This window comes from Bacillus pfraonensis (assembly GCF_050768835.1).
Classification (GTDB): domain Bacteria; phylum Bacillota; class Bacilli; order Bacillales; family Bacillaceae_G; genus Bacillus_A; species Bacillus_A pfraonensis.
The window spans coordinates 77,696-99,470 of the sequence record NZ_JAHCDO010000004.1 but is presented as its reverse complement, the minus strand read 5'-3'; the positions used below and the strand labels follow the sequence as shown (position 1 = coordinate 99,470).

20 protein-coding genes and 3 pseudogenes are annotated in these 21,775 nt (G+C 32.6%); 19 read left to right on the top strand and 4 right to left on the bottom strand.

The window, feature by feature from the left end:
- Window positions 1-49: 49 nt before the first annotated feature.
- The gene (locus tag KFD70_RS05155; protein WP_336451113.1) at window positions 50-583 is read right to left on the bottom strand and encodes a GNAT family N-acetyltransferase; all 534 of its coding nucleotides are present in this window, start codon (window positions 581-583) and stop codon (window positions 50-52) included.
- Window positions 584-801: 218 nt separating this feature from the next.
- On the opposite strand from KFD70_RS05155, the gene KFD70_RS05150 reads away from it, so the two are divergent.
- Window positions 802-1,308 carry a DUF3189 family protein gene (locus tag KFD70_RS05150; RefSeq protein ID WP_336451112.1) on the top strand — a complete coding sequence of 169 codons (507 nt, stop codon included), beginning with the start codon at window positions 802-804 and terminating at the stop codon, window positions 1,306-1,308.
- A 34-nt stretch (window positions 1,309-1,342) separates the two neighbouring features.
- On the opposite strand, the gene KFD70_RS05145 is transcribed toward KFD70_RS05150, so the two are convergent.
- Entirely contained in the window at window positions 1,343-2,053 is a 711-nt protein-coding gene (locus tag KFD70_RS05145; protein WP_336451111.1) for a hypothetical protein, read from the bottom strand.
- Window positions 2,054-2,625: 572 nt separating this feature from the next.
- Here KFD70_RS05145 and KFD70_RS05140 point away from each other — a divergent pair.
- The 4 genes from KFD70_RS05140 (at window position 2,626) to KFD70_RS05125 (ending at window position 6,709) form a co-directional block, all read left to right on the top strand.
- Window positions 2,626-3,834 (top strand): MFS transporter, encoded by a 1,209-nt coding sequence (locus KFD70_RS05140; protein ID WP_336451110.1) that lies wholly within the window; start codon window positions 2,626-2,628, stop codon window positions 3,832-3,834.
- Between the two features lie 172 nt (window positions 3,835-4,006).
- Window positions 4,007-4,897, top strand: a complete 891-nt coding sequence (locus tag KFD70_RS05135; protein ID WP_336451109.1) for a glycerophosphodiester phosphodiesterase — start codon at window positions 4,007-4,009, stop codon at window positions 4,895-4,897.
- A 159-nt stretch (window positions 4,898-5,056) separates the two neighbouring features.
- Window positions 5,057-6,088 (top strand): serine hydrolase domain-containing protein, encoded by a 1,032-nt coding sequence (locus tag KFD70_RS05130; protein WP_336451108.1) that lies wholly within the window; start codon window positions 5,057-5,059, stop codon window positions 6,086-6,088.
- 96 nt (window positions 6,089-6,184) lie between these two features.
- Window positions 6,185-6,709: a GrpB family protein gene (locus KFD70_RS05125; RefSeq protein WP_336451107.1), complete on the top strand. Its 525-nt coding sequence runs from the start codon at window positions 6,185-6,187 to the stop codon at window positions 6,707-6,709.
- 257 nt (window positions 6,710-6,966) lie between these two features.
- Here KFD70_RS05125 and KFD70_RS05120 read toward each other — a convergent pair whose 3' ends face one another.
- The gene (locus tag KFD70_RS05120) at window positions 6,967-8,418 is read right to left on the bottom strand and encodes an aminotransferase-like domain-containing protein (RefSeq protein ID WP_336451106.1); all 1,452 of its coding nucleotides are present in this window, start codon (window positions 8,416-8,418) and stop codon (window positions 6,967-6,969) included.
- Window positions 8,419-8,573: 155 nt separating this feature from the next.
- Here KFD70_RS05120 and KFD70_RS05115 point away from each other — a divergent pair.
- The 12 genes and pseudogenes from KFD70_RS05115 to KFD70_RS05060 all read left to right on the top strand — a co-directional run bounded on the left by KFD70_RS05115 (window position 8,574) and on the right by KFD70_RS05060 (window position 17,189).
- Window positions 8,574-9,441 (top strand): annotated as a pseudogene (locus KFD70_RS05115) (DMT family transporter).
- Between the two features lie 155 nt (window positions 9,442-9,596).
- Complete coding sequence (locus KFD70_RS05110; RefSeq protein ID WP_336451105.1) at window positions 9,597-10,058, top strand: GNAT family N-acetyltransferase; 462 nt, start codon at window positions 9,597-9,599, stop codon at window positions 10,056-10,058.
- Between the two features lie 49 nt (window positions 10,059-10,107).
- Window positions 10,108-10,239, top strand: a pseudogene (locus tag KFD70_RS05105) (cytochrome C biogenesis protein); the annotation flags it as partial.
- A gap of 80 nt (window positions 10,240-10,319) precedes the next feature.
- Window positions 10,320-10,766, top strand: a complete 447-nt coding sequence (locus KFD70_RS05100) for an NUDIX domain-containing protein (RefSeq protein ID WP_336451104.1) — start codon at window positions 10,320-10,322, stop codon at window positions 10,764-10,766.
- 429 nt (window positions 10,767-11,195) lie between these two features.
- Window positions 11,196-11,444 carry a heterocycloanthracin/sonorensin family bacteriocin gene (locus KFD70_RS05095; RefSeq protein ID WP_336451103.1) on the top strand — a complete coding sequence of 83 codons (249 nt, stop codon included), beginning with the start codon at window positions 11,196-11,198 and terminating at the stop codon, window positions 11,442-11,444.
- A 164-nt stretch (window positions 11,445-11,608) separates the two neighbouring features.
- On the top strand, window positions 11,609-12,637 hold the full coding sequence (locus KFD70_RS05090; protein ID WP_336451102.1) for a serine hydrolase domain-containing protein: 1,029 nt from the start codon (window positions 11,609-11,611) through the stop codon (window positions 12,635-12,637).
- Between the two features lie 29 nt (window positions 12,638-12,666).
- Window positions 12,667-12,810, top strand: a complete 144-nt coding sequence (locus tag KFD70_RS05085) for a hypothetical protein (RefSeq protein WP_336451101.1) — start codon at window positions 12,667-12,669, stop codon at window positions 12,808-12,810.
- 293 nt (window positions 12,811-13,103) lie between these two features.
- Window positions 13,104-14,312 carry an L-lactate MFS transporter gene (locus KFD70_RS05080; RefSeq protein WP_336451100.1) on the top strand — a complete coding sequence of 403 codons (1,209 nt, stop codon included), beginning with the start codon at window positions 13,104-13,106 and terminating at the stop codon, window positions 14,310-14,312.
- Window positions 14,313-14,536: 224 nt separating this feature from the next.
- Window positions 14,537-14,976: pseudogene (locus KFD70_RS05075) on the top strand (NUDIX hydrolase).
- 174 nt (window positions 14,977-15,150) lie between these two features.
- Entirely contained in the window at window positions 15,151-15,609 is a 459-nt protein-coding gene (locus tag KFD70_RS05070; RefSeq protein WP_336451099.1) for a hypothetical protein, read from the top strand.
- 102 nt (window positions 15,610-15,711) lie between these two features.
- Window positions 15,712-16,416 (top strand): hypothetical protein, encoded by a 705-nt coding sequence (locus KFD70_RS05065; RefSeq protein ID WP_336451098.1) that lies wholly within the window; start codon window positions 15,712-15,714, stop codon window positions 16,414-16,416.
- Between the two features lie 263 nt (window positions 16,417-16,679).
- On the top strand, window positions 16,680-17,189 hold the full coding sequence (locus KFD70_RS05060) for an NUDIX hydrolase (RefSeq protein WP_336451097.1): 510 nt from the start codon (window positions 16,680-16,682) through the stop codon (window positions 17,187-17,189).
- A gap of 412 nt (window positions 17,190-17,601) precedes the next feature.
- Here KFD70_RS05060 and KFD70_RS05055 read toward each other — a convergent pair whose 3' ends face one another.
- Window positions 17,602-18,975 (bottom strand): erythromycin esterase family protein, encoded by a 1,374-nt coding sequence (locus tag KFD70_RS05055; protein WP_336451096.1) that lies wholly within the window; start codon window positions 18,973-18,975, stop codon window positions 17,602-17,604.
- 398 nt (window positions 18,976-19,373) lie between these two features.
- On the opposite strand from KFD70_RS05055, the gene KFD70_RS05050 reads away from it, so the two are divergent.
- Together KFD70_RS05050 and KFD70_RS05045 are read left to right on the top strand one after the other, a co-directional pair.
- Window positions 19,374-20,351, top strand: a complete 978-nt coding sequence (locus KFD70_RS05050) for an LAGLIDADG family homing endonuclease (RefSeq protein ID WP_336451095.1) — start codon at window positions 19,374-19,376, stop codon at window positions 20,349-20,351.
- A gap of 271 nt (window positions 20,352-20,622) precedes the next feature.
- A complete protein-coding gene (locus KFD70_RS05045) occupies window positions 20,623-21,162 on the top strand; it encodes a hypothetical protein (RefSeq protein ID WP_336451094.1) in 540 nt (179 codons plus the stop codon).
- Window positions 21,163-21,775: the final 613 nt, after the last annotated feature.

The following is a 21,775-nucleotide window of genomic DNA, read 5'->3' as shown; positions in this document are numbered from 1 at the left end:
CAAATAAGAAAAAGACTCTCCCGAATGGAGGGTCTTTTTACATGAGTTACTATTTATTTATGTGGCTTTCTTGTCGTTTATCAAATACAAACAAATTAAGTTCTTCAGTGTCATTAGGCAATCGAATCAATCGTTCAAACTGCAATCCTACTTTTTTAAGAAGTTTAGCTGAAGCATGATTATCTGGAGTAGTAATCCCTACAATACGATTTAGCCCCAGCTTATCTTTTCCATATGTCATCACCTCAGAAGCTGCTTCATAGGCATACCCTTTATCCCAATACTTTGGAAGAAAGGCAAACCCAATATCCACATCCTCTAAGGAATCTCTTTTTACTAGACCACAGATTCCAATTGGAACATGATCTTCCTTTCGTTCTACTAAAAAAAGACAAAAACCAAATTGTTCATACATACGAATCGGTCCATTCAAAATATAAGCCTTTGCGTCTTCCAGCGTTTTCACACCACGATCGCCTATAAACTGCAACCAAGAGGGATCATTCAAAAGCTCAAGGATAAACGCCGCATCATCGGTTGTTTGTAGACGAAGGGTAAGCCGCTCTGTTTCAAGAATATTCAAAGGAAATACACCATCCTTTCAGTAATATATAATTATATCCTATCTAGATTGAGTGGGGAATAAGAATATTATCATCGTTATTCTTATCGTAGTTTTATCACAAGGGAAAATTACAAATTAAAACAAGTAAGTTATAAAATCAAAGTGCCTATTGATTAGTAAATTATGAAATGGCGATACTAATAATTATTGAACGTAAATGACAAAGGAATGAGATTATGATTTTTATTTACACTGATTTTGGCGGAACACATACAACTTCACTTGCTGCAGCATACCATTTAAATAAACTTCCAACCGATCGAAAATTGACAAAAGAGGAAATTTTAAATGTGGATTATTTCAATAAACTCAAGACTTCAGACATGGGAAAAATCATTTTTCGCGGGCGAGACGAGGAGGGGAACCCGGTCTACACAATAGGGCATGGAACAGAAAAGTTGGTCGTTCCAGCTATGAAGAACTTAGGAGAGATTCTTCAACATCAATATCAAAACAATGAAAAAATTATCTTTTCAAACACATCGCCAACAGTTCCACTTCCAATGACATTTGGAGGCTTGTTTTCAAGAAGGTTACATATTGATTTTATCGGTGTACCATTACTCGTATGGGGAGCGAAATTGTGTTGCGATAATATACAACGACTTGTTAGTTATACAAAAGAAACTGGTAGAATGACTAACGATTCCGTTGTTATTTTAGAAAACGAGACTTTCAAATAAAAAATGCAGGATTGTAATGGATCCTGCATTTCTTCTATATCAATTCAACTTTTTTTCGAATAACAATCTTATCAATATCGTCTTCTTCGTCACCAATGTATAAGCCACGTTCTTTTAAATATGTTTCAAAATATAAATCTGCTTCTGCACGTTCATCATAAGGTTTTACAGATAAAACAAACCCTAATTTATTTTGGTCCTCTAAATGTGAGGTAGAGATATAAGCAGGAGTATTATGGCGTAAAAAGAGTTCTTTAACAGGAATGATCATATCTTTCATTAATTTTGATAGCATGCTCATTTCAAACTCAAAGTTAAATCGATCAATGCTTGATAGATCAGCAAATACAACACCGATAAAGCCTGTATTAAATACCTCTTGAAATTCAGCATCTTCATTATCATAAAAATTCTTTTCAATTAAGTAATTTTTAAAATAAGCAACACCATCAGCTTGTTCAAAAAGCTTTGTTGAAAGCACGAAACCAATTTTCTTTTGTTTATGTAAATACACACAAGACATATAGGCGGAAATATTATGCTCTTTAAACAATGAACTTGTTGCTCCTGCAAGACCATCTAATACATGATGGACAATTTGTAACTTTTTACGGGCAAAATAATAGGATTTTTTTTGTAGTTCCAATGTATCAATAAACACAGAACCGATAAAGCCTGTATTTGAGATAGTAGGTGTATGCTTTTTTCTTCCTCTGCGCTTGTTTTGAGCCATTGTAAAAATCATCCCTTCAAGTACGATTGAAATAAAAAAGAACGTTTGTTCGTATATTTATATTTTACTATTTAATCGCTATAAAGTAAAGAGATTTTCACCAGAAAACAATAAAAAAGACACCTTTTAAAAGGTGTCTTGAACGTGATAAGGAAGATGTTTCAACCCACTTTATTCGTAATTTATATTATGAAACAGAGACAAGTTCTTCTGCATCGTCTACATCTAAATGACAATCCATTGTACGTACATCTTGATCTTCATGACTTCCGAAATAAATAGTAATTTTCATATGTATCGCTCCTTTATTCTAGGAATACCTAAAATAATTACTAGTAATGTTACTGCTTATTATATACCACTTTTTCCATTTCGACAATCTTATCCAGTTTATAAAATATCTTTGTGAATATTAAGAATTTTTGTTACGATACACTTAATTAAACGTAAGGGGGAATTAGCATGTTAAAAACTTTAAAAACATTCTCAAATGAAGGAAGAGGAGTGAATAGCATTTAAGCTAACTTAACACTCCTACTTCCGATTAAAAAGCAAATAACTACATACAGAAAGTAGGAGAACGTTTGAAGAAATATACGCTAGCAAAACATAATATTTATATTTTATTTTGGGTTCATTTTTTTGGAACAATTAGCTTTTTACAAGCAGTTATGACATTATTTTATGTAGAAAGAGGATTAACTCCTTCCAATATTTTTATTGTATTAATGTGCTGGAGTGGAGCTGTTCTAATCGGAGAAGTACCCGCAGGGGTGTTTGCAGATCGATTTGGTTTAAAACTCTCTTTTATAACGGGGGCTTTTATAAAAATTGCAAGCATTTCAATTTTAATCTTTGCTGATAACATATGGTTATTTTGTTTATATAGCTTATTAAATGGTTTATCAGTCACTTTCTTCTCAGGTGCTGATGAAACCTTAATCTATGAATCTTTAAAAGAAACAAATGAACAACATCTTATGGATAAAGCAATGGGTAAGATTCAATCAGCGAGCTTTATTTCAATGTTGATCGCTGTTATTTTCGGATCTTATTTTGCGAGAGATTTGAAGGAAGAGCAATTTCTAATTTTAATTATACTTGGGCTACTGTTCCATTTCGTAGAATTGATTTTACTTTTATTTATAAAAAATCCAAAGGCAGGATTTAAATATAGTGGGTCATCGTATTCACAAGTACTCGAAGGAATACAAGTGATTCGAAAAGCACCTCAATTACTCATCATGTTCTTAAATATATCACTTGTATTTATTCCAGCGAGTGCAGTGTTTGACAACTATGATCAACTACTATTGAAAAATGCAGGAGTTCCTGTATTTGCAATTGGTATATTATATGCAATTGCTGCAATAGGCGGATATTTTGCATCCATTTCTATAGGATGGTTAACCCGAAAATTCTCTCGTATATTTTTATTGAATTTTTCAGGTGCATTAGCTGTCGGAGGTTTACTATTAGCAGCATGCTTTGGAAATACATTATGGATTGTTTTAGGAGCGTTTATTATCTTACGATTTGTAAGAGCAATAAGATATCCAATTTATTCACAGCTAAGTAATGATATAATTCCATCACATGTACGTGCAACAACAATTTCATTGTTATCAGTACTTGATTCTATACTGGATCTAATTATTTTTGGTACGTTATCTTTACTTGCTGTATACGGATTACCTATTATGTTTATTGGATGTGCTATAATCGCACTAATAGGTGCTTGCTTACCGATTAAAAAAGGTATAAAGGACGTACCTACAAATATTGAATCGTAAATCATAGTAAAGTGACCATGCTTTCAGGTATATTCAATCCTTAGGGCATGGTTATTTATTATGTAGACCAGATGCTTTTATTACAAAGCTTTAATAACATGTTTATACGTGCTTAAAATTTATCGTGTAATATATATAAATAGAGTCCAAGGTTAGGAGTTAAAATATCACAATGAAAAAAGCACTTATTACCACAACTATTTGCATCTTGATAGGAATAAGCATTGCTGTTTTACAGCAAACAAACGAGAACAAGTATATAAAAGCTAAAAACCAACCAGATAAAGTAATAACAATTGCTCATAGAGGAGCATCCGCATATGCTCCAGAACATACAATACCATCCTACAAATTAGGTCAACAATTAAAAGGTGATTATATAGAAATAGATCTTCAAATGACAAAGGACGGGCACTTAATTGCTATGCATGATGAAACATTAAATCGAACAACAAATGGATCAGGATTCGTTAAAGATCATACATTAGAAGAAATAAAAAGACTTGATGCGGGTAGCTCTTTTAATACAGAACATCCCAATCTAGCAAAAGAAGAATTTAACGGTATAAAAGTACCAACGCTTGAAGAGATTATTGAAACGTTTGGCCATGACGCTCGTTATTATATCGAAACAAAATCACCAGAGGACTATCCCAGAATGGAAGAAAGGCTGTTAGAAACACTTAGCCAATCCCAACTAATTGATCCGACTGTTGTAAAGGAAAAGGTAATCATCCAATCATTTAGTAAAGAAAGTTTAAAAAAGATTCATAGTCTAAATCCTAGCATTCCTCTAGTGCAATTATTAACACACAAAACAGCAACGAGATTAACCAATGAAGACTTGAAGAAGTACAAAACTTATTGTGTGGGCTTGGGGATGAATTTTACATCTATGGATGCTACCGTTGTTCAAAAAATACAAGCACAAGGCTTAAAAGTTCACCCATTTACAGTGGATAAGAAGGAAGATATGAAAAAATTACTTGAATGGGGTGTAGATGGCATGTTTACCAATTATCCGGATCGTTTGCAGAATCTAATTTCAAAAAATTCATTTTGACGATTAAAATAGGTTACGTTAAATCATGCTTAGTTTGGAACCGAAGATTTACGAAAGAAGTAATATTAATTCATTTCTGCGAATAAAACTTGTTAATGATGGAAACTAGTAACAAAAAGATAAAATCAACGGCAAAAATACAATGACGGAAGGGTGCGTATGGAAAGAAAAATCGAAAAAGTTTTCAGGAGAACGAAAAGTTCAAAACAAATACATGAGTGTGTTCTACTTGTCGAAAACACAAGTGGAGATTTTTTATATAGTACCGGGTATGGAGGGGAAAATATAGATACACCATTTCTTATGGCAAGCATCACAAAATTATTTACAACCACTTGTATATTTATTTTAAGAGAGAAAGGCAAGCTGTCACTTGATGACGAAGTAACGAAATATTTTAAAAAGGAGACTTTGAATAATCTCCATATTTATAAAGGTCACGAATATTCTTCAAATCTTACACTCTTTAATTTATTATTTCAAACAAGCGGATTACCGGATGCATTTGAAGAAAGCAGTAATAGTGTTAAAAAAAGTGTCATCCATAAAGATATGTACATTGATTTTGATAAAATGATAACATTGACTAAGAAGTTGAAACCACACTTTGCACCTGGCACGATAAAAAGAGCTTATTATGCAGATATAAACTTCGACATGCTTGGAAAAGTAATTGAAACAATTACGAATTCAACATTAGAAGATGTATATAACAAGTTGATTTTTGTCCCCTTAGAGCTCAAAAATACTCATCTATTAGAAAATGAACACGATTTCGTTCCTAATTTTTTTTATAAAGATACTGCTCTTTCCCGTCCGAAATTCATTAAAAGCAGTCGCGCTAGCGGTGGTGGTATTTCTACAACTCGTGAATTAATGATATTTATCAAAGCTTTCTTTGGAGGAAAGCTTTTTAATAAAAGTATTTTTCATGAACTAAAAATATATAACAAATTACAAAGTTCAATGTTTCCAATTCAATATAGTAGTGGATATATGCGAATCCCATTAAATGGTCTTACAACACTTTTTATGGGAAAAGGTGAGTTGATAGGACACTCCGGCACAACAGGATCATTTGCGTTTTATTATCCTTTGAAGGATTTATTTTTTGTTGGAGACCTAAATCAAATGTCAAACCCTTCACTTCCTATACGCCTGGTGATGCGGCTTGCTATGTCGCTAAAATGATAATGCTAGAATCCATTTTGAGCGGTCTTTTATCCCGATGGATTCTTTTTACTGTATTAGGGAAAGAAATGAAAGGATGATAAGGAGGAAACGGTAGTGACTGAAAAAACGAGAACGATAGAAATCATGCCGTATAATACTAAATGGAAAACGGAATTCAAGAAAATTAAAATGATGATTGAAAGTTATATAGGTGATTTAATTTTACGAATTGAGCATGTAGGAAGTACCTCTGTTGAAGGCTTAGCAGCAAAGCCAATTATTGATATTGACGTAGTTATAGATAGTTATGATATTTTGCCTAATATTATACAAAGGTTAGAGAAGATAGGCTTTCAACATCAAGGTAATTTAGGAATTGAAGGACGTGAAGCTTTCCAAAGAACCTATAAAGATGATTTCATGAGGTATCATCTCTATGTTTGTCCAAAGGATAGTAAAGGCTATTTAGAGCATATCGCTCTACGGGATTATTTATCAACTAATGAGAACGCGCGGAAAGAATATGAAGAATTGAAATATAGATTAGCTGAAAACTATCGATATGATATTGATCGTTATTGTGAGGGGAAAACAGATTTTATAAAAGGGGTTTTGGATAAAATAATTTATAGCAAATAAGATAGTGTAACTTAAAAATCTTTCAAAGAAAATACGTTAATAATTGACTCTTTAACTGAAACAGTTCAAGCTGGAAAACATGTTAAAGGAAAAGGTGCATTCGTTGTAACTGGAAATGCTCCATATGAAATTTATTATACTGATTTCGCATCTGGCACAAAGGCCAAATGAATTCTTGAAGTTCAATAATAGATTACTGATATGAAAAACGATATTTATGCATCCGAAATCCTCTTCCTATAAGGAAGAGGATTTTCCTATGATTCCATTAATTCTCGAATAATTTCACTTAATTGATAGATTCCTTTTGTAAGATCTTCCACAGATGCATAGCCATACGAAAGTCGAATGTGCTGATCAGACTCTTCTCCATAAATACGTCCTGGGTTAAGGAGTATTCCTTTAGATAACGCCTTTGTGTATAGTTTTTTCATTGAGATTTTCGGTTTTATTTTTAACCATATAAAAAATCCACCACTAGGAACATTCCATTCTGCAATATTCTTACAGTATATATTCAATGCTTGAAGCATCACGTGTCTGCGCTCCTGTAGCTGTTTTCTCACAGATTCTACATGTCTCTCATATAAGCCGCTAGATAACCATTCAGCAGCAACTCTTTGTGATAAAGAACTAGAGCCATAATCCGTTTGCATTTTTATATCTGATAATCGTTCAATTACAGGTTCTGGACCGATAATCCATCCAATCCTTAAACCTGGACTTAGTGTCTTAGATAAACTACCGATGTATAATACATGTCCGTGTTTATCCATTGCTTTTAACGGGAAAGGAGGTGGTTCATCAATCCATAATTCTCGGTAAATATCATCTTCAATAACAGGAAGTCGTTCTTTCTCACACACTTTCAAAAGTTCTTTTCGCCGCATTTCTGACATTAAAGTTCCTGTTGGATTATGAAAACTAGGAATAGAATATAAAATTGTTTTTTCACTAGTAAATTTATTCCTTCTAAATAATTCACTTGGTATAGCTTTTGGGCAATCCAAGGACACTCCTGATAACCGCATTCCTGCTGATTGGAATACATGAAGCGAATAGAGGTAAGAAGGCTGTTCGAGTATAACTGTGGATCCCTTATATAGAAGACCAACAGATATTAACTGTAATGCTTGTAAGGCTCCAGAGACGATTAATATTGAAGGTGGCGAAACATGAATGCCAAATGAACTTACATAATTACTGATGGCTTCACGTAGAGGTAGAAAACCCTTTGGTTCTTCATATCCAAAAACAGTGAGATTTTTAGATACTTCTTGCATGACTGATTGCATTGTTTCTAATGGGAAAATATCAGAAGCAAGTTCACCTTTACTAAGATGAATGAATTTTTCATTTGATTCCGCTTTATTAATTTCTTGAACCATTCCTTTACTTGGTTTATGTAAACCTGCTTTTACATACTCATCCCAATTAGGCGGTGGGTCAGTAGCTAATAGGGTCCATGTATTATTGACCACAATTGTACCCATACCCATCTTTCCTTTGATTAAACCATCTGCCGTTAATTCTTCTAATGCAGTAATTACCGTACTTCGATTTACATCAAATATCTGTGCCAATTTTCGTTGGCTTGGGATTTTGCTACCTATGGGCCATTCGCCATTTGTAATCTTTTCTTTCATATAATCCATAATCTGTTGGTACTTAGGAGGTTGTTTTTTCAACTTTTGATCATACGTACTCATAAAAAGCTCCCTTTTTTCCACTAATGAACTGTAAAGTGGTTGGTTTTTTATTAAAGAAGTGGTTGAAGACATTTTATCAACGATTGAATATTATGAAAAGAAATAATTGGAAAGAGAAAAGTGGTTGGCTTTTCTATATGAAAGGAATGAATGATATGAAAAATAGTAAATGGAATTTCCGTATTTTATTCGCGCACTGCATTACGATTGTTCTTTGGGGTTCTGCATTTCCTGGAATTCGTGTTGGTCTTGAAGCGTATACACCGGAACACCTTACACTACTACGTTTACTAATCGCTTCATTCGCTTTATTTATTTTGGCAATCATAAGTAAAATGCGTCTACCAGAATTAAAAGACATACCAGTAATATTCATACTAGGCGGCTTAGGTTTTACTGTTTATCATATCGCCTTAAATTATGGAGAGCAAAGTGTGAGCGCTGGCCCCGCAAGTTTGATTGTATCAGTTACTACCCCTATCTTTACTGCAATTCTTGCTTGTATATTTTTTCGTGAAAAATTCAAATTATAGGGATGGATAGACTGGCATACTACTTATACTGCTTGCTGCATTTTCAGAAAGTCTATTCTTTGTCTTTCAAAAACCATTCCTCAAAAAGTATGGAAGCTTACCGTTTACTGTATATACGATATGGGCAGGGACTTTATTCATGCTAATCTTTTTACCAGGGCTCGGCTCTGAAATAGTAAAAGCTCCTATAGAAGTTACTTTTAGTGCTGTGTATTTAGGTCTTTTTCCAACGGTACTTCCTTATATCGCTTTAGCTTATATAACTTCTCATGCTGGGGCCTCTGAAGCAACGAGCTCACTTTATTTAACGCCAGCGTTTGCATGCTTTCTTAGTTGGATATGGTTAGGGGAAGTTCCAACTGTGTTATCTATACTTGGTGGTGGCATAACATTATTTGGCGTTATACTCGCACATATAAAAAGTGAAAAAGATCAAAACATATGTATTAAAAGAACAAACAATGTAAATAAATCACATTCGATGTTTTAAAATCTATATGAGAAAAAGGAGATTAATGGAATGAAACGAATATAAAAAAAGAATAAAAATGAATGAGGTTTTTTCGTACCAATTATTTTTGTAAATTCAATTCATATAAGTACTTTTCAACGATTTCATAATCTGTTATTCCAAAGGAGCTACATATGGCAAACATACAATTAAAAATCGTAACAAGAGAAAACTGGGAAGAAGCACTAAATTTGCAAGTATCCAACAAGCAAAAACAGTTTGTGCCACCTGTGGCTGTATCGCTTGCGAAAATATATGTAAAACCAGATGGCGATAACGTAGAATATATACCATTTGCTATATATGATAATGAAATTATGGTTGGGTTTATTATGCATGCCTTTGATAGAAATACAGAAGATATGTATTGGATTAATGGTTTTTTGATTGATGAAAAATATCAAGGAAAAGGATACGGAAAATCTACTTTAATAGAAATGATTAAATGGATTACCCATCATTTCTCTCAGTGTAAAGAAGTTCGTCTAACTGTTCACAAAGAAAACACCCGAGCAAAAAAATTATATGAAAGCTATGGTTTTGTAGATCTTGGTCATGTTTATGATGGAGAAGAAGTTTATCGTTTACTTATTTAATTTTAATGAAGAAAAGGTGTGGAAACAAAGTATGCAATTTAGATAAATATGTAAAGTGGAAATAAGGTGTAAACGAGAAATAGTAAAAGAGGCACTGGCAGTTATTAAACGCATTCATCCCTACGAAACACCGATGATTTACATTATTCCACTACTAAATGGGTATTTCGGACAAATGTAATCAAAATCTATTCACGATCGTTATAGAAGAACAAAAAATAAATACTATAAAGCAGTTACTACATAAAGAGGAGGAACCTAATGAAAACAAAATTCCATCATATTGTAAGAGGGATTATTATAAAAAATAACAAACTTTTAATAGCAAATTACAAAGGGCATCATTCTTTTCTACCAGGTGGCCATGTAGAATTAGGAGAACCTGCAGAATACGCATTAATTCGCGAACTGAAAGAAGAAATAGGTATAGATTGTGAAGTTAAGCGCTTTCTAGGAGTGATTGAAAACGAGTGGCAAGATAGTGAGAATCTTCATTATGAAATTAACCATGTTTTCGAAGTTTATAGTAAAGACTTGTACAGTGATATAACACCGATTTCTAAAGAACCTCATTTGGAATTTCATTGGATTATCCCTAATAATGAAAATCTAATTACATATAAAATAATGCCCGAACCCTCTGTTCAAAGATTAATAGAAAAGGTACAAAAAGGAGATTTATCAAATTGTTGGATTAGCAATTTATAAAGCATTTACTGGGTACTTAAGTGTTAATAATACTGCATAGTACCCAACTTATTCTTAATAACCATTAAAGAGAGTCGTCATCCTCAAATAAAATAATTGATTCACCTTGATTGGACAAAAGAAGTACACTTCTGATCATGCTCCTACAAAGAATATAAGATCCTCATCTTAATTTCATATTTGTAAAATTTCTTTCATCATTTCATTTATAAAGACGAACCCAATATATAAGCTATCTAAAAATAGGCAACCGAACAAGGTACATCACCCAGTAAAAGCTCATATTTTGTTGTTGTACGTATTGCAATTAGTCTATATTTCTATATTTAGCGCTGTTTATTACGTAGCTTAAACAAGCAAAAGAATATTGAAAAACATCGATGAATTATGCTGGATAGAAGCTTTAACTTATAAACGGAGGTCATACAAATGAATGAATTTCAACAAGAACTGCAATCCTTGAACTTAAATGATTATCAAGCTGGAAATGTTGTGTATTGGGATCAACAAAATCAATATCCATATTATTATGTTCAAGAAGATGCTCGTCAACAATTCGGCGGTTGTGGACGCTGCGGTGGTTGCGGGCGTTGTGGCGGATGCGGACGTTGCGGTGGATGTTTCAGATGTTTCGGCTGCTTTGGTTGCTTTGGTTGCTGGAGCTGGTGGTTCATTTAAGTTTGAAACATGGGTGAATTTTGGATGAAAGAAAAGTGCATATACATGATTGGACTACAAAAGCACTTTTCTTTCGTTTTATAGAATAGAAAAATTAAAGGGTAATTTCTGTTTCCAACGAATTTAATATTCGATATAGAGTTCATATCGAGGTGAATCATACATTGGATACATATCAGAAATTAGTTTCATGGGTAGAAGATATAAAAGAACGGAATGATAGTTCTGCAGCAGCACTTTGTATTATGAAAGATAATAGAATAGTACTAGAATACTATAGCGGCAACCATTCGAACTCTCCGAATAGCCAAAAGGTAACTGCCTCTTCACAATTTAATGTTGCTTCAGCTAGAAAGAGTTATTTAGGTTTAGCAGTTGCTTATGCACTATATGAAGGGAAAATAAAGCACTTGGATGATTATGCAGCAGATTATTTTAAAAACTATGATAAAAATTTGCTTGGTAAGACAACCTTAAGACATCTAGTAACTCATTCACATGGTTTAAATGAAAAAGAAGACGGGACCATTTATCGAGAATTCGAGCCTGGAAAAGGGTGGGCATATAGAGATATTAACGTACGTATGATGACACACCTTATTTATCAGCTATACAATAAAAGCTTTCCTGCATTATTAAAAGAACGTATCTTTATACCTGCAGGCTTTAAAGAAACCGGATGGAGAAAAAAGCATGATGAGAATTTGGTAAAAGTAATAGTAAATCCCTACGAAGAAGCAATTTGTAGTACTGGGATGTTAGATGATGGAACAGAAAAAAATCTTTTTGTTTCTGCCAGAGAATTCGTCTATTGGGGGAGTTTGCATTTAAATGAAGGGTATATAAACGGAAAACAAATTGTACCGAAAGAGGTCATTAAAATTGCAACAAGCCTTCAAAGTCCAAAATACGAAAACACAGACTTACCACAAAACGGGTGCTTTTGGTTTGTACAAAACATACCAGCTTTACAAAGCGAACTTGGCGAAAGAGTTCCTAAAGGTTCGTATCAAATATTAGGGAATACAGGACCCACGATTTTAGTTATTCCCGAGTATAATATTGTCGTTGCCAAAATGTATAACAAAAAATATAACTATGGAGGAGACAATTATCTGTATTATTTACGAGAATTTAGCAATTTAGTCGCTGATACATTTTGTGTCAGTAAAAATGACTCAATTAGGGCATAACTACTTTTATAAAAAAGGAGTGAGCCTGAATGAAAAAGCAGCCGAACAAAAATAATAAACAAAATGTAAAAGATATGAGTACCGAACAAAATGCTATATATAGTGATCCAAAAGATGCGGCAAATATGCAAACTGTTCCCCAGCCAAAAGATTATGAGGAAATCGAATATTAATTATACGACTTTCTTATGAAAGAAAAATACATCTCAAGCCCCATAAAAATAAAGATAGCATTTGGTACCATATGTATATAAGCATCTGAAAATGTCTTATCTTAACACAGCTTTTTTACAATAAACCCGTATATACTCTAGTCGACAAAAAGGCGTTTCTTAATGAAGCGTCTTTTTGTTTATTTTATACAAGATACAAATTTAATTTCCATTTTTAAATTCGTATCTTGTATTTCACCATGGACATACTAAATTGTGATAAATCATGTCATGATAAGAGAGGGACAGTTCGCATGAAACAAGCATCTGTAAATCCATGGCTTATTGTCCTAGGCACAATCATTGTGCAAATTGGTCTTGGAACGATTTATACATGGAGTTTGTTTAATCAACCTTTAGTAAGTAAATTTGGCTGGGAACTTCATGCTGTGGCGATAACTTTCTCAATTACGAGCTTTTCTTTATCATTTTCAACTTTATTTGCAGGTAAATTACAACAAAAAATGGGACTTCGTAAACTTATCGCAACGTCAGGAATTATTCTTGGGATTGGATTAATACTTAGCTCACAAGTTTCCTCATTACCACTACTTTATTTACTAGCTGGTGTCGTGGTAGGGTATGCAGATGGTACAGCATATATCACATCATTATCAAATTTAATTAAGTGGTTTCCAAATCGGAAAGGCTTAATTTCTGGTATATCAGTCTCAGCATATGGAATGGGCAGCTTAATTTTTAAATACGTGAATGGAAGGTTCATTGATACAGTTGGTGTTTCGGAAGCTTTTTTATATTGGGGCATCATTGTATTAATTTTAGTCCTTGCGGGATCTTACTTCTTGCGCGAAGCTGTGACAAATGAAACAGTATCTGAAACATTAAGTAATAACTACTCACCGAAAGAAATGTTGCGCACAAAACAAGTTTATTTATTGTTTTTTATGCTATTTACATCATGCATGAGTGGTCTATATTTAATCGGTATGGTGAAAGATATCGGAGTTCAACTCGTAGGGCTTAGTGCAGCAACTGCAGCTAATGCCGTTGCAATGATTGCAATTTTTAATACTGCAGGCCGAATTGTTCTCGGAACATTATCAGATAAAATAGGTCGATTAAAGATTGTCTCAGCAACCTTTATTATAATTGGCTTATCTGTTTTCACACTCAGCTTTATGAGTTTAAACTATGCTATTTATTTTACTTGTGTTGCAAGTGTTGCATTTTGTTTCGGAGGCAACATTACCATATTTCCAGCAATCGTGGGTGATTTCTTTGGTTTAAAGAATCATAGTACAAATTACGGGATCGTATATCAGGGATTTGGCTTCGGGGCACTTGCTGGTTCGTTCATTGGAGCGCTATTAGGTGGATTTCAGCCAACTTTCATTACAATCGGTATACTATGTATTGTATCCTTTATTATCGCTATTTTCATTCGACCACCGAGCAAAGAGAAAAAGAAAGCAACACAAAAGCTATATCGAAAAGTAGCTTAATCCATCTAAAAAGAGCCCCAAACATGAAGGCTCTTTTTAGATGGATTTAAATTTTTCATTCCCGGTTATTTTATGAGTTATAATTTACACGTAGAATACGTCTCACTAAATACTAATAAAGATATATTCGTTATTATTCTTGATAATAGTATTTTAAATTTAATAACAAGGGATACCTCATTTTATAGAGAACTGTATATTAGAAATCAACAAAAGAGGTTCCTATGAAAAAAGTAGCTGTAACATACGTATTATTTTATGATGAGTTTCGAGAAAAAGTATTGATGGTTAAAAATATAGGAGAAAATGGTTCTTATTTTACTTTACCGGGTGGTGCAGTCGAGGCTGGAGAAACACTCTAGAAGAAGCAGCAATTCACGAAGTAAAAGAAGAAACAGGGTTAGATATAGAGGTAAAGGGGATTTTCGCAATAAGTGAAGCGTTTTTTGAAGAAAAAGGGCACCACGCTATATTTATCAACTTTGTAGGGAAAATTGTTGGTGGAGAAATACATATATCAAGACCCGAAGAAATCGAGGAAGTTAAATGGATGGAATTACAAACTGCAGAAACATATTTACGACTGCCGGAACATGTAAAAGGTCTATTGCAAAGAAAAGAAACTGTACCATATATTTTTAATGGAACAATTATTCACAAGTAATAAGGCTATAATTTCAAGATGAAATCAGTATAAGATGAAAGATACTTGATAACCAAGAATACCTCACTGAAAATAAATTAGAGCAATCGACTCAACATAGTGATGAAATAAAAAAGCAAATCGTAACCTTTTAATTATTTTGTACAGGAAAATAGGGGATTAGAGAGGAGAACTATGCAAGTATATAGCGAAATATTTACAGACGAAAGACTAGAGGAACTTATCCTGAATGAAAGTGGAGAAATACTAGAAAATTTGAATAACAAAGAAATGTTTATTAGTAGTTTCATTGACTATTTTAAAAAAGAATACGGGAAATCGGCATGTAATTACGTTGAATTATCCGATATTGATAGTCCAGACTATACTAAAATTGAATTAATAGAGAATAAAGTGATTGTTACTGCTTCTTTGTTCGCAGGATTGTCTATTTGGTTGGATAAAAAAGCGTTAGGAAAGGTAACAGCTACTCTAGAGGGTGTTTATTCGTTTATATTGATCGATAAAGACGACAACATTATTACATTAGATGAAAAGTTACATCTAGAAGAGAGTTCTTTTGCTATTATAAATTTTAAAGTAGAAAAGCTACAAAGTATCGATCAATATTTTGATGACTATACGATTATATAAGTAATGATTGCTTTGCATTAATATTAAAAACGTCTTATATATTTTCTTGTCGTTATTACAAACAAATAGTACATAAAAACAAATGGAAAAAGGGGTAAAACCATGGATTATAACACATTTCTTAAACAAGTCATTAATGGAGATTGGGAGTCAACTCAAAAAGGTTTTATTGTTTATACTCCTGAAAAAACTATTGAATATTTTGAAGATATCTCAAATGAAAAAGATATATTTTTAGCTGATTTTAAGTATGTTGAAGATTTATTTTTTGAGACATGTTCTAATGTCATAGAAAAATTTTCTCATTCCGAAAATAATAAAGATGTATTTGTACTCGCATTGTATGTCGATACTGAGGGAGGCTATTTTGGTATATCAATAAATACCGAACAGGCATACCGAAAGATAGTTGACAAATGGTATTCTGATGAATCAGAAAAAGAGCTTAATAGCTTATATGGAATTCGGTACCATGATTCATCATTTCCGTTTACCTTTTTCAATGAATTAACCACCCCACAATTAGAAGAAATCTCAAATGCATACTATTGTATAAATACGGAGCATCCAATACTTAATGTTGAAAGAAAGATAGCATTTCATAAATCGTTTTTTGAAGAGCAGCTGGTTTTAATAGGAATCAATGTAATGAATAGACTTAAAAACACATTTTCGTTGTTGGATACAACAGAAGATTTCTTTGCCTATGTAACTCTACATGATGTTGGTGCTGAAGTTTACGAATTGTTAATTAAAAAAACGGTTCCTCATTCATTGTTCAATAAGCTATTTCCAGAAAACAAATGAAACTAACATAAAAATAAAAAGTATTTCTATTTGAGATACTCTTTATTTTTATGTTATAGACAATAAAAGAAGTGGTTTGGATAAATTCGAAAAAGAAGTAAGAAGCTAGCAAATTAAAACGCGGGGAAGAATCGACGGAAACGTTAGGATAATTACTAAAAATATAGAAATGTAGATGTTAAAATTTATCTTTAAATGAAAATAAAAAAATATAGTTTTATTTGTTAGAATTAAATTTAGATTTATAAAGGAGAGGGGAAAACTTGTACAAACACACTTTATGTTTTATTAGAAGAAATGAAGAGATACTCATGTTAAACAGAGAATACGATCCTGTTAAGGGATTATGGAATGGTGTGGGTGGTAAAATAGAGAGCGGAGAAACGCCATTAGAAAGCGCAATTCGCGAAATAAAAGAAGAAACGGATATTGACGTTAAAAACAATCAAATTCATTTCAAAGGTATCATTACATGGGAAGTAGATCATACATATTCAGGTGGCATGTATGCGTATGTAGTAGATGTGTTTAATAATTTTTACTATGAGACTCCTAAAAAGACAACCGAAGGAATTTTAGACTGGAAAGACGTATCATGGATACTTAGTGAATACAATTATGGGGTAGGGAAGATGATACCTCACTTTCTACCTAAAATGCTCAATGAACCTCATGTATTAGAACATAAATGTGTCATTATAAATAATACATTAGTAGAATATGACTGCAAAGAATTTAACAGGTTAGACAACTCACGTATAAACAATATATAGTACACGCCACTTTAATTCGAAAGAGAATTAAAAAGCAGCAGAATGAAACGAAACATTACAAATTTGTAATGTTCATGTCACCTTCTCCAATAGCACTTAAAAACATCCTGCTTATATACTTAAGATAGATTTACAAAAAGAGGAGTGTGGGAAAATGCACGAAGTAATTGGGGAAGTAGTTGTTGGTCTATGTGAATTCGTTTTTGAGGTATTTGCTTACGGAAATACAAATGAGGAGAAAAAGGAATAATCCCATCTGATTTGTATAATACATAAGATTCTTAAACACCTATATAAAGGGTCTTTCCTTAGACATTAAAGGAGAGAAGAGCTTTATAGAAAATCACTATATCTTTTATAAAGAGGTATACATAAAAAGCGCACCAATGAAATATATGGTGCGCTTTTCGTTTTATTTAATCTGAGAAGGCGTGATATGCTCTAACCAGAGAATCCCATCATATTGTTGATTAGGTATCATAATTTCATCTGTTGCTCCCCAATACTGTCCTATAATCGGCGTATACATCCAAGAAGTTTCAGGGCGATTTTCCTCACCTTTTAAATTTACAAATACTTGCGGATGGTGCGCAGCTTTTAAAATTTGCTCAATGCTATTGGCTTCATGTTTTTCCTTTACATAGATAATAGTTTTATTATCTGTAGAGTCTAGGCTACTTCCGCTATATGCAAACAAACCTATAGTATACATTTGGTCTTTTATACGCTTTGGCAGATAATCCATCATGTTTGGTCCTACGAATCCATATTTGTAGGTTTCAGTCCAATCTTGAATCATTTTAGAATTTTGATTTCGAATATGATAATTATGCCCCCAAACTATTGTTTTTTCACCTTTAAATTGCAGCTCACTAAGCCACGCTAAATTTTGCGCCATTTTTTGATCACGTGAGTATAACGAATAATTATTATAGTTAGCGTAATCAAATGGGATTCCAAATCTCGGTTTTACTTCATTTGGAATATGCGTTTTCAGCGTATCAATTCGAATACTGACTGATTTTTCTAGAAGTTTTACATCATAGGATGCTTTAGGCGCTACTTGTTTTAAATCATTTGAATGCTGTTGAATGAATTCTTTTACTTTTTCGTATTTAAGCAAAAGAGAAGACTGCATCGTTTGGAATTCTTCATAAGAAGAAACGGAACGGTATTTTACTATTTCATCTTCCGCTTCTACGAGAAGTTTCCCTATTTCAGGATTCAATTTACTAATCCATTCATTTGCAGTTGTTGTAAATGTAGCAGTAGAGGCATTCCACGGTATTTGTATATCGAATCCCGTTAAAATAAGGGGCGTTCCTTTTTCTTTTTGTTCTTTTATGTATTGAAATAATTCTTCCACATCTTCTGTATGCCATACTCCAGAAATAGCTTTCTTCATAGCTTGTTCAGCTGTTAAATCATCTATATTTTGATACACAGCATTCGCTTCTGCAAAGCCTGATTCAAATGCAATCACATCATAACCCATTTCTTCATGCAAATACTTAATCATCCGAACCTTAGATTGATTCATTTCGGTTGAACCATGAGTAGATTCACCTAATAAGACAATACGTTTGTCTTGTAAGTTTTTCTTTAAAAAAGATAAATCCTCATTAGAACTAGCAGTAGTTGGTTCCTGTAATTTAGCTGCATGTTCACTAACCCATTTCTGCCATTTTTGTTGATCAGCAGGTAATTCTTCAGCAGATGCCATTGTCGAAAACGTTGTTAATGCGAATAAAGTAGTTACGAAACCTTTTTTCCATTTCGAAAACACACATACCCCTCCTAAATTTTTATAACCTTTATTACATAAATCTAATCATCTAGGATTCATGTAAACAAAATAGATACAATTAGATTTATACATCTATACTAAAGGATATATTTTATACAAATCAAGAAGAAAAAGGGGATATTTCTGTTTAATTTAAAAATTCTATAAATTAAATGATCTAAAAATAATTCTCAGAAGAGAACTCGAGGAAATACGCTATATAGTTACTACAAAAATAGAGCAGATAGCAGCAGAAAAGAGGGAGGGTATGAAGATCTACAGTGAATAAAAATGTTACTCCAATTCCACTAGTTAAAATAGACAGAACATCAGTTCTTTTATATGATATAGAAGAAGGTGCACACCTAATTTAAATCTATTGAAAAGAGAGAATCAAAATGGTTGACAGGAGCAAAAAGAAGTCTAAATGTACACTGGAAAAAGATGAAATGATTAAGCTTTATTTAAAAGGGGAGAGCACGTCAAATATCGCAAAATTAGCTAATGTCTCACCTAGATATGTTCGGATGGTTTTAACAGATAACAATGTTGAAAAGCGAGCAAGAGGGAGCTGGAAACGCAAATATAATGTAAAGGAAGATTACTTTAAGTATTGGTCTAACAACATGGCGTACATTTTAGGTTTCTTCATTGCAGATGGTGTCATTTTAAAGGATAACCAAACTGTAAGTATTTCTCAAAAAGAATCCAGTATCTTAGAAGATATAAAAATAGAACTCAATTCAGACCAGCCACTGTATCAAAACAAAAAAACTGGTGTTTACATGTTAAATTTAAATAGCAAAATAATGAAAAGCGATTTAATGAACTTACATGGAATCACGCCTTGTAAATCAAACAACGTACAATTCACATTTGTCCCACAAGAGCATCTACATCATTTCGTTAGAGGATATTTTGATGGAGATGGCTATGTAAATTACCCAACGTATACAGTAAGTTTTGTCGGGGGATCATATAGCTTTATGCATTCCTTAATCCAAATCTTACAAGAGCGAAACTTCAAACCAAACTTCATAAATAAAAAAACTCATTATCGTGTAATTCTCAGCGGGCGAAAAACAATTAAACTTTTCTCTGATTGGATCTATAAAGATAAAGAATTATTTTTGCAAAGAAAATATGATATATTTCAAATGGAAACCTCAGATTCGGAACAATTACATGATAGAAAATTAAAGAGAACAAAATCGGCTGTCGCTCAAAGAAAAAATGATTTTCTTATACAATATCAGAAGTACAAATCTATAAATAAGTCTTGCGAATACCTCAGCATTAGCAAATCGACATTTAAAAGTTGGTTAAAAAACGATTTAGAATTCAAAAATCAATTTGAACAAATTCATTCAAATTAAAATCCTTTCAAAGATTAGTGTGTTGCGTTCTGACACTAATCTTTTTTATTAGGTAACGATCAAAAGATGTTTGGCGACACAAAACTACCAATCAATGAATCATTGATATTGCAACAATCGTAGCAATTTAGTTGGGACTTATATGAAAAAGACGGTTCATGTTGAGAAAAAACAATCGATTTGCATCATTAAGCAACAGTGGAATTTATTCTAGAATATTATGTAATCATTTATTTCAATCATTGTATAATATTCAATAGGGAGTGATTGAATGATAGTACAAATGAAAAGACAGGAGTTCGATTCCTTAGCTGATGAAGCCTTGCTTAATGCTTGTTTTAAACCGTTGATTCTGGAGTATAAAAAAAGAATGGCTAAACAACCAGAAAATAGTTACATTTCAAAAGAACTTTTTTATAAAGAGCTAACCGCTGGACAGAAAGCGTTGTTTGTATTTCATGTATATTATGATCATGCAATTGAATCAAAGTGTGAGTTCTATTGGTGGAGTGCCTATTTTAGGGCCCAACCTAAAATTTGGTCAGCAATCAAAACTGGATTACAGTATTTTGGGGAAGAGCCCATGTATCTGCTCCTAGAAGAAACTGAATTAGTTCTTAAAAAATATAATTGTCCCAATACTTTAGAAAAGTTTGCTGTTACACGTGAGAATCTTGACAGTACTAGGGAACTCTCTGAATCAATTAATCCTTTGCATATCAAGTTTAATGAAACAGCTCGTCTTACTATTAAGAGAATAAGTGATTTTATACGATACAACCATGAGAATTTTCTAAAAATCGAAGACTAAAATGATCAATCTTTTTTATAGAAATTAATCGTGTGTAAAAAGTTAACCCACTCATTTTGATCAACCTTTTTTCAAAATGAGTGGGTTTCTACTATTGTAAAATCAACGTTTGTAGCTCACTTTTGATCAATCTTTCTTTCAAAGCTACATCAGGTGGTTTATTTGTTTTTCTCGCTGAATTATCTGATACATATTTATATAATAATCCTAAAAAAAAACAGAAGAAGGTATTCTAGACTGGAAAAAGATTTCTTGGACTATAGATAATAAGAACTTAGGGGTTGGTGAAATGATACCGGCATACTTACCAATAACAAATTATAGGACAGCACAAACTTGGGTACTAATTTAGTTGAAGTATCATATACATAAAAGTCCCCAAGTTTGTGTCGCCAGACAAAAAGAGGGGTAAATACAATAAAGATAAGTTACTTTCATTTTTACAGTTAACATAATATATATTATAGGTAGTTATAGAAAAATAGTATTTCTCTGTCTCTAAATGCAAGTAAACTATACAAATTGAGATGAAACGGAGATTTTTAATGAAATTCGCTTTAAATATTTTTCTTTTAAAATTCCTCAGTTTTCATTGCTAATTTACGATGAAATT

Bases quoted from the DNA above. Each gene is read 5' to 3' on its own strand.
- KFD70_RS05150 (WP_336451112.1), top strand. From the start codon at position 802: ATGATTTTTATTTACACTGATTTTGGCGGAACACATACAACTTCACTT.
- KFD70_RS05145 (WP_336451111.1), bottom strand. From the start codon at position 2,053: ATGATTTTTACAATGGCTCAAAACAAGCGCAGAGGAAGAAAAAAGCAT.
- KFD70_RS05135 (WP_336451109.1), top strand. From the start codon at position 4,007: ATGAAAAAAGCACTTATTACCACAACTATTTGCATCTTGATAGGAATA.
- KFD70_RS05130 (WP_336451108.1), top strand. From the start codon at position 5,057: ATGGAAAGAAAAATCGAAAAAGTTTTCAGGAGAACGAAAAGTTCAAAA.
- KFD70_RS05120 (WP_336451106.1), bottom strand. From the start codon at position 8,418: ATGAGTACGTATGATCAAAAGTTGAAAAAACAACCTCCTAAGTACCAA.
- KFD70_RS05110 (WP_336451105.1), top strand. From the start codon at position 9,597: ATGGCAAACATACAATTAAAAATCGTAACAAGAGAAAACTGGGAAGAA.
- KFD70_RS05100 (WP_336451104.1), top strand. From the start codon at position 10,320: ATGAAAACAAAATTCCATCATATTGTAAGAGGGATTATTATAAAAAAT.
- KFD70_RS05095 (WP_336451103.1), top strand. From the start codon at position 11,196: ATGAATGAATTTCAACAAGAACTGCAATCCTTGAACTTAAATGATTAT.
- KFD70_RS05085 (WP_336451101.1), top strand. From the start codon at position 12,667: ATGAAAAAGCAGCCGAACAAAAATAATAAACAAAATGTAAAAGATATG.
- KFD70_RS05080 (WP_336451100.1), top strand. From the start codon at position 13,104: ATGAAACAAGCATCTGTAAATCCATGGCTTATTGTCCTAGGCACAATC.
- KFD70_RS05070 (WP_336451099.1), top strand. From the start codon at position 15,151: ATGCAAGTATATAGCGAAATATTTACAGACGAAAGACTAGAGGAACTT.
- KFD70_RS05065 (WP_336451098.1), top strand. From the start codon at position 15,712: ATGGATTATAACACATTTCTTAAACAAGTCATTAATGGAGATTGGGAG.
- KFD70_RS05050 (WP_336451095.1), top strand. From the start codon at position 19,374: ATGGTTGACAGGAGCAAAAAGAAGTCTAAATGTACACTGGAAAAAGAT.
- KFD70_RS05045 (WP_336451094.1), top strand. From the start codon at position 20,623: ATGATAGTACAAATGAAAAGACAGGAGTTCGATTCCTTAGCTGATGAA.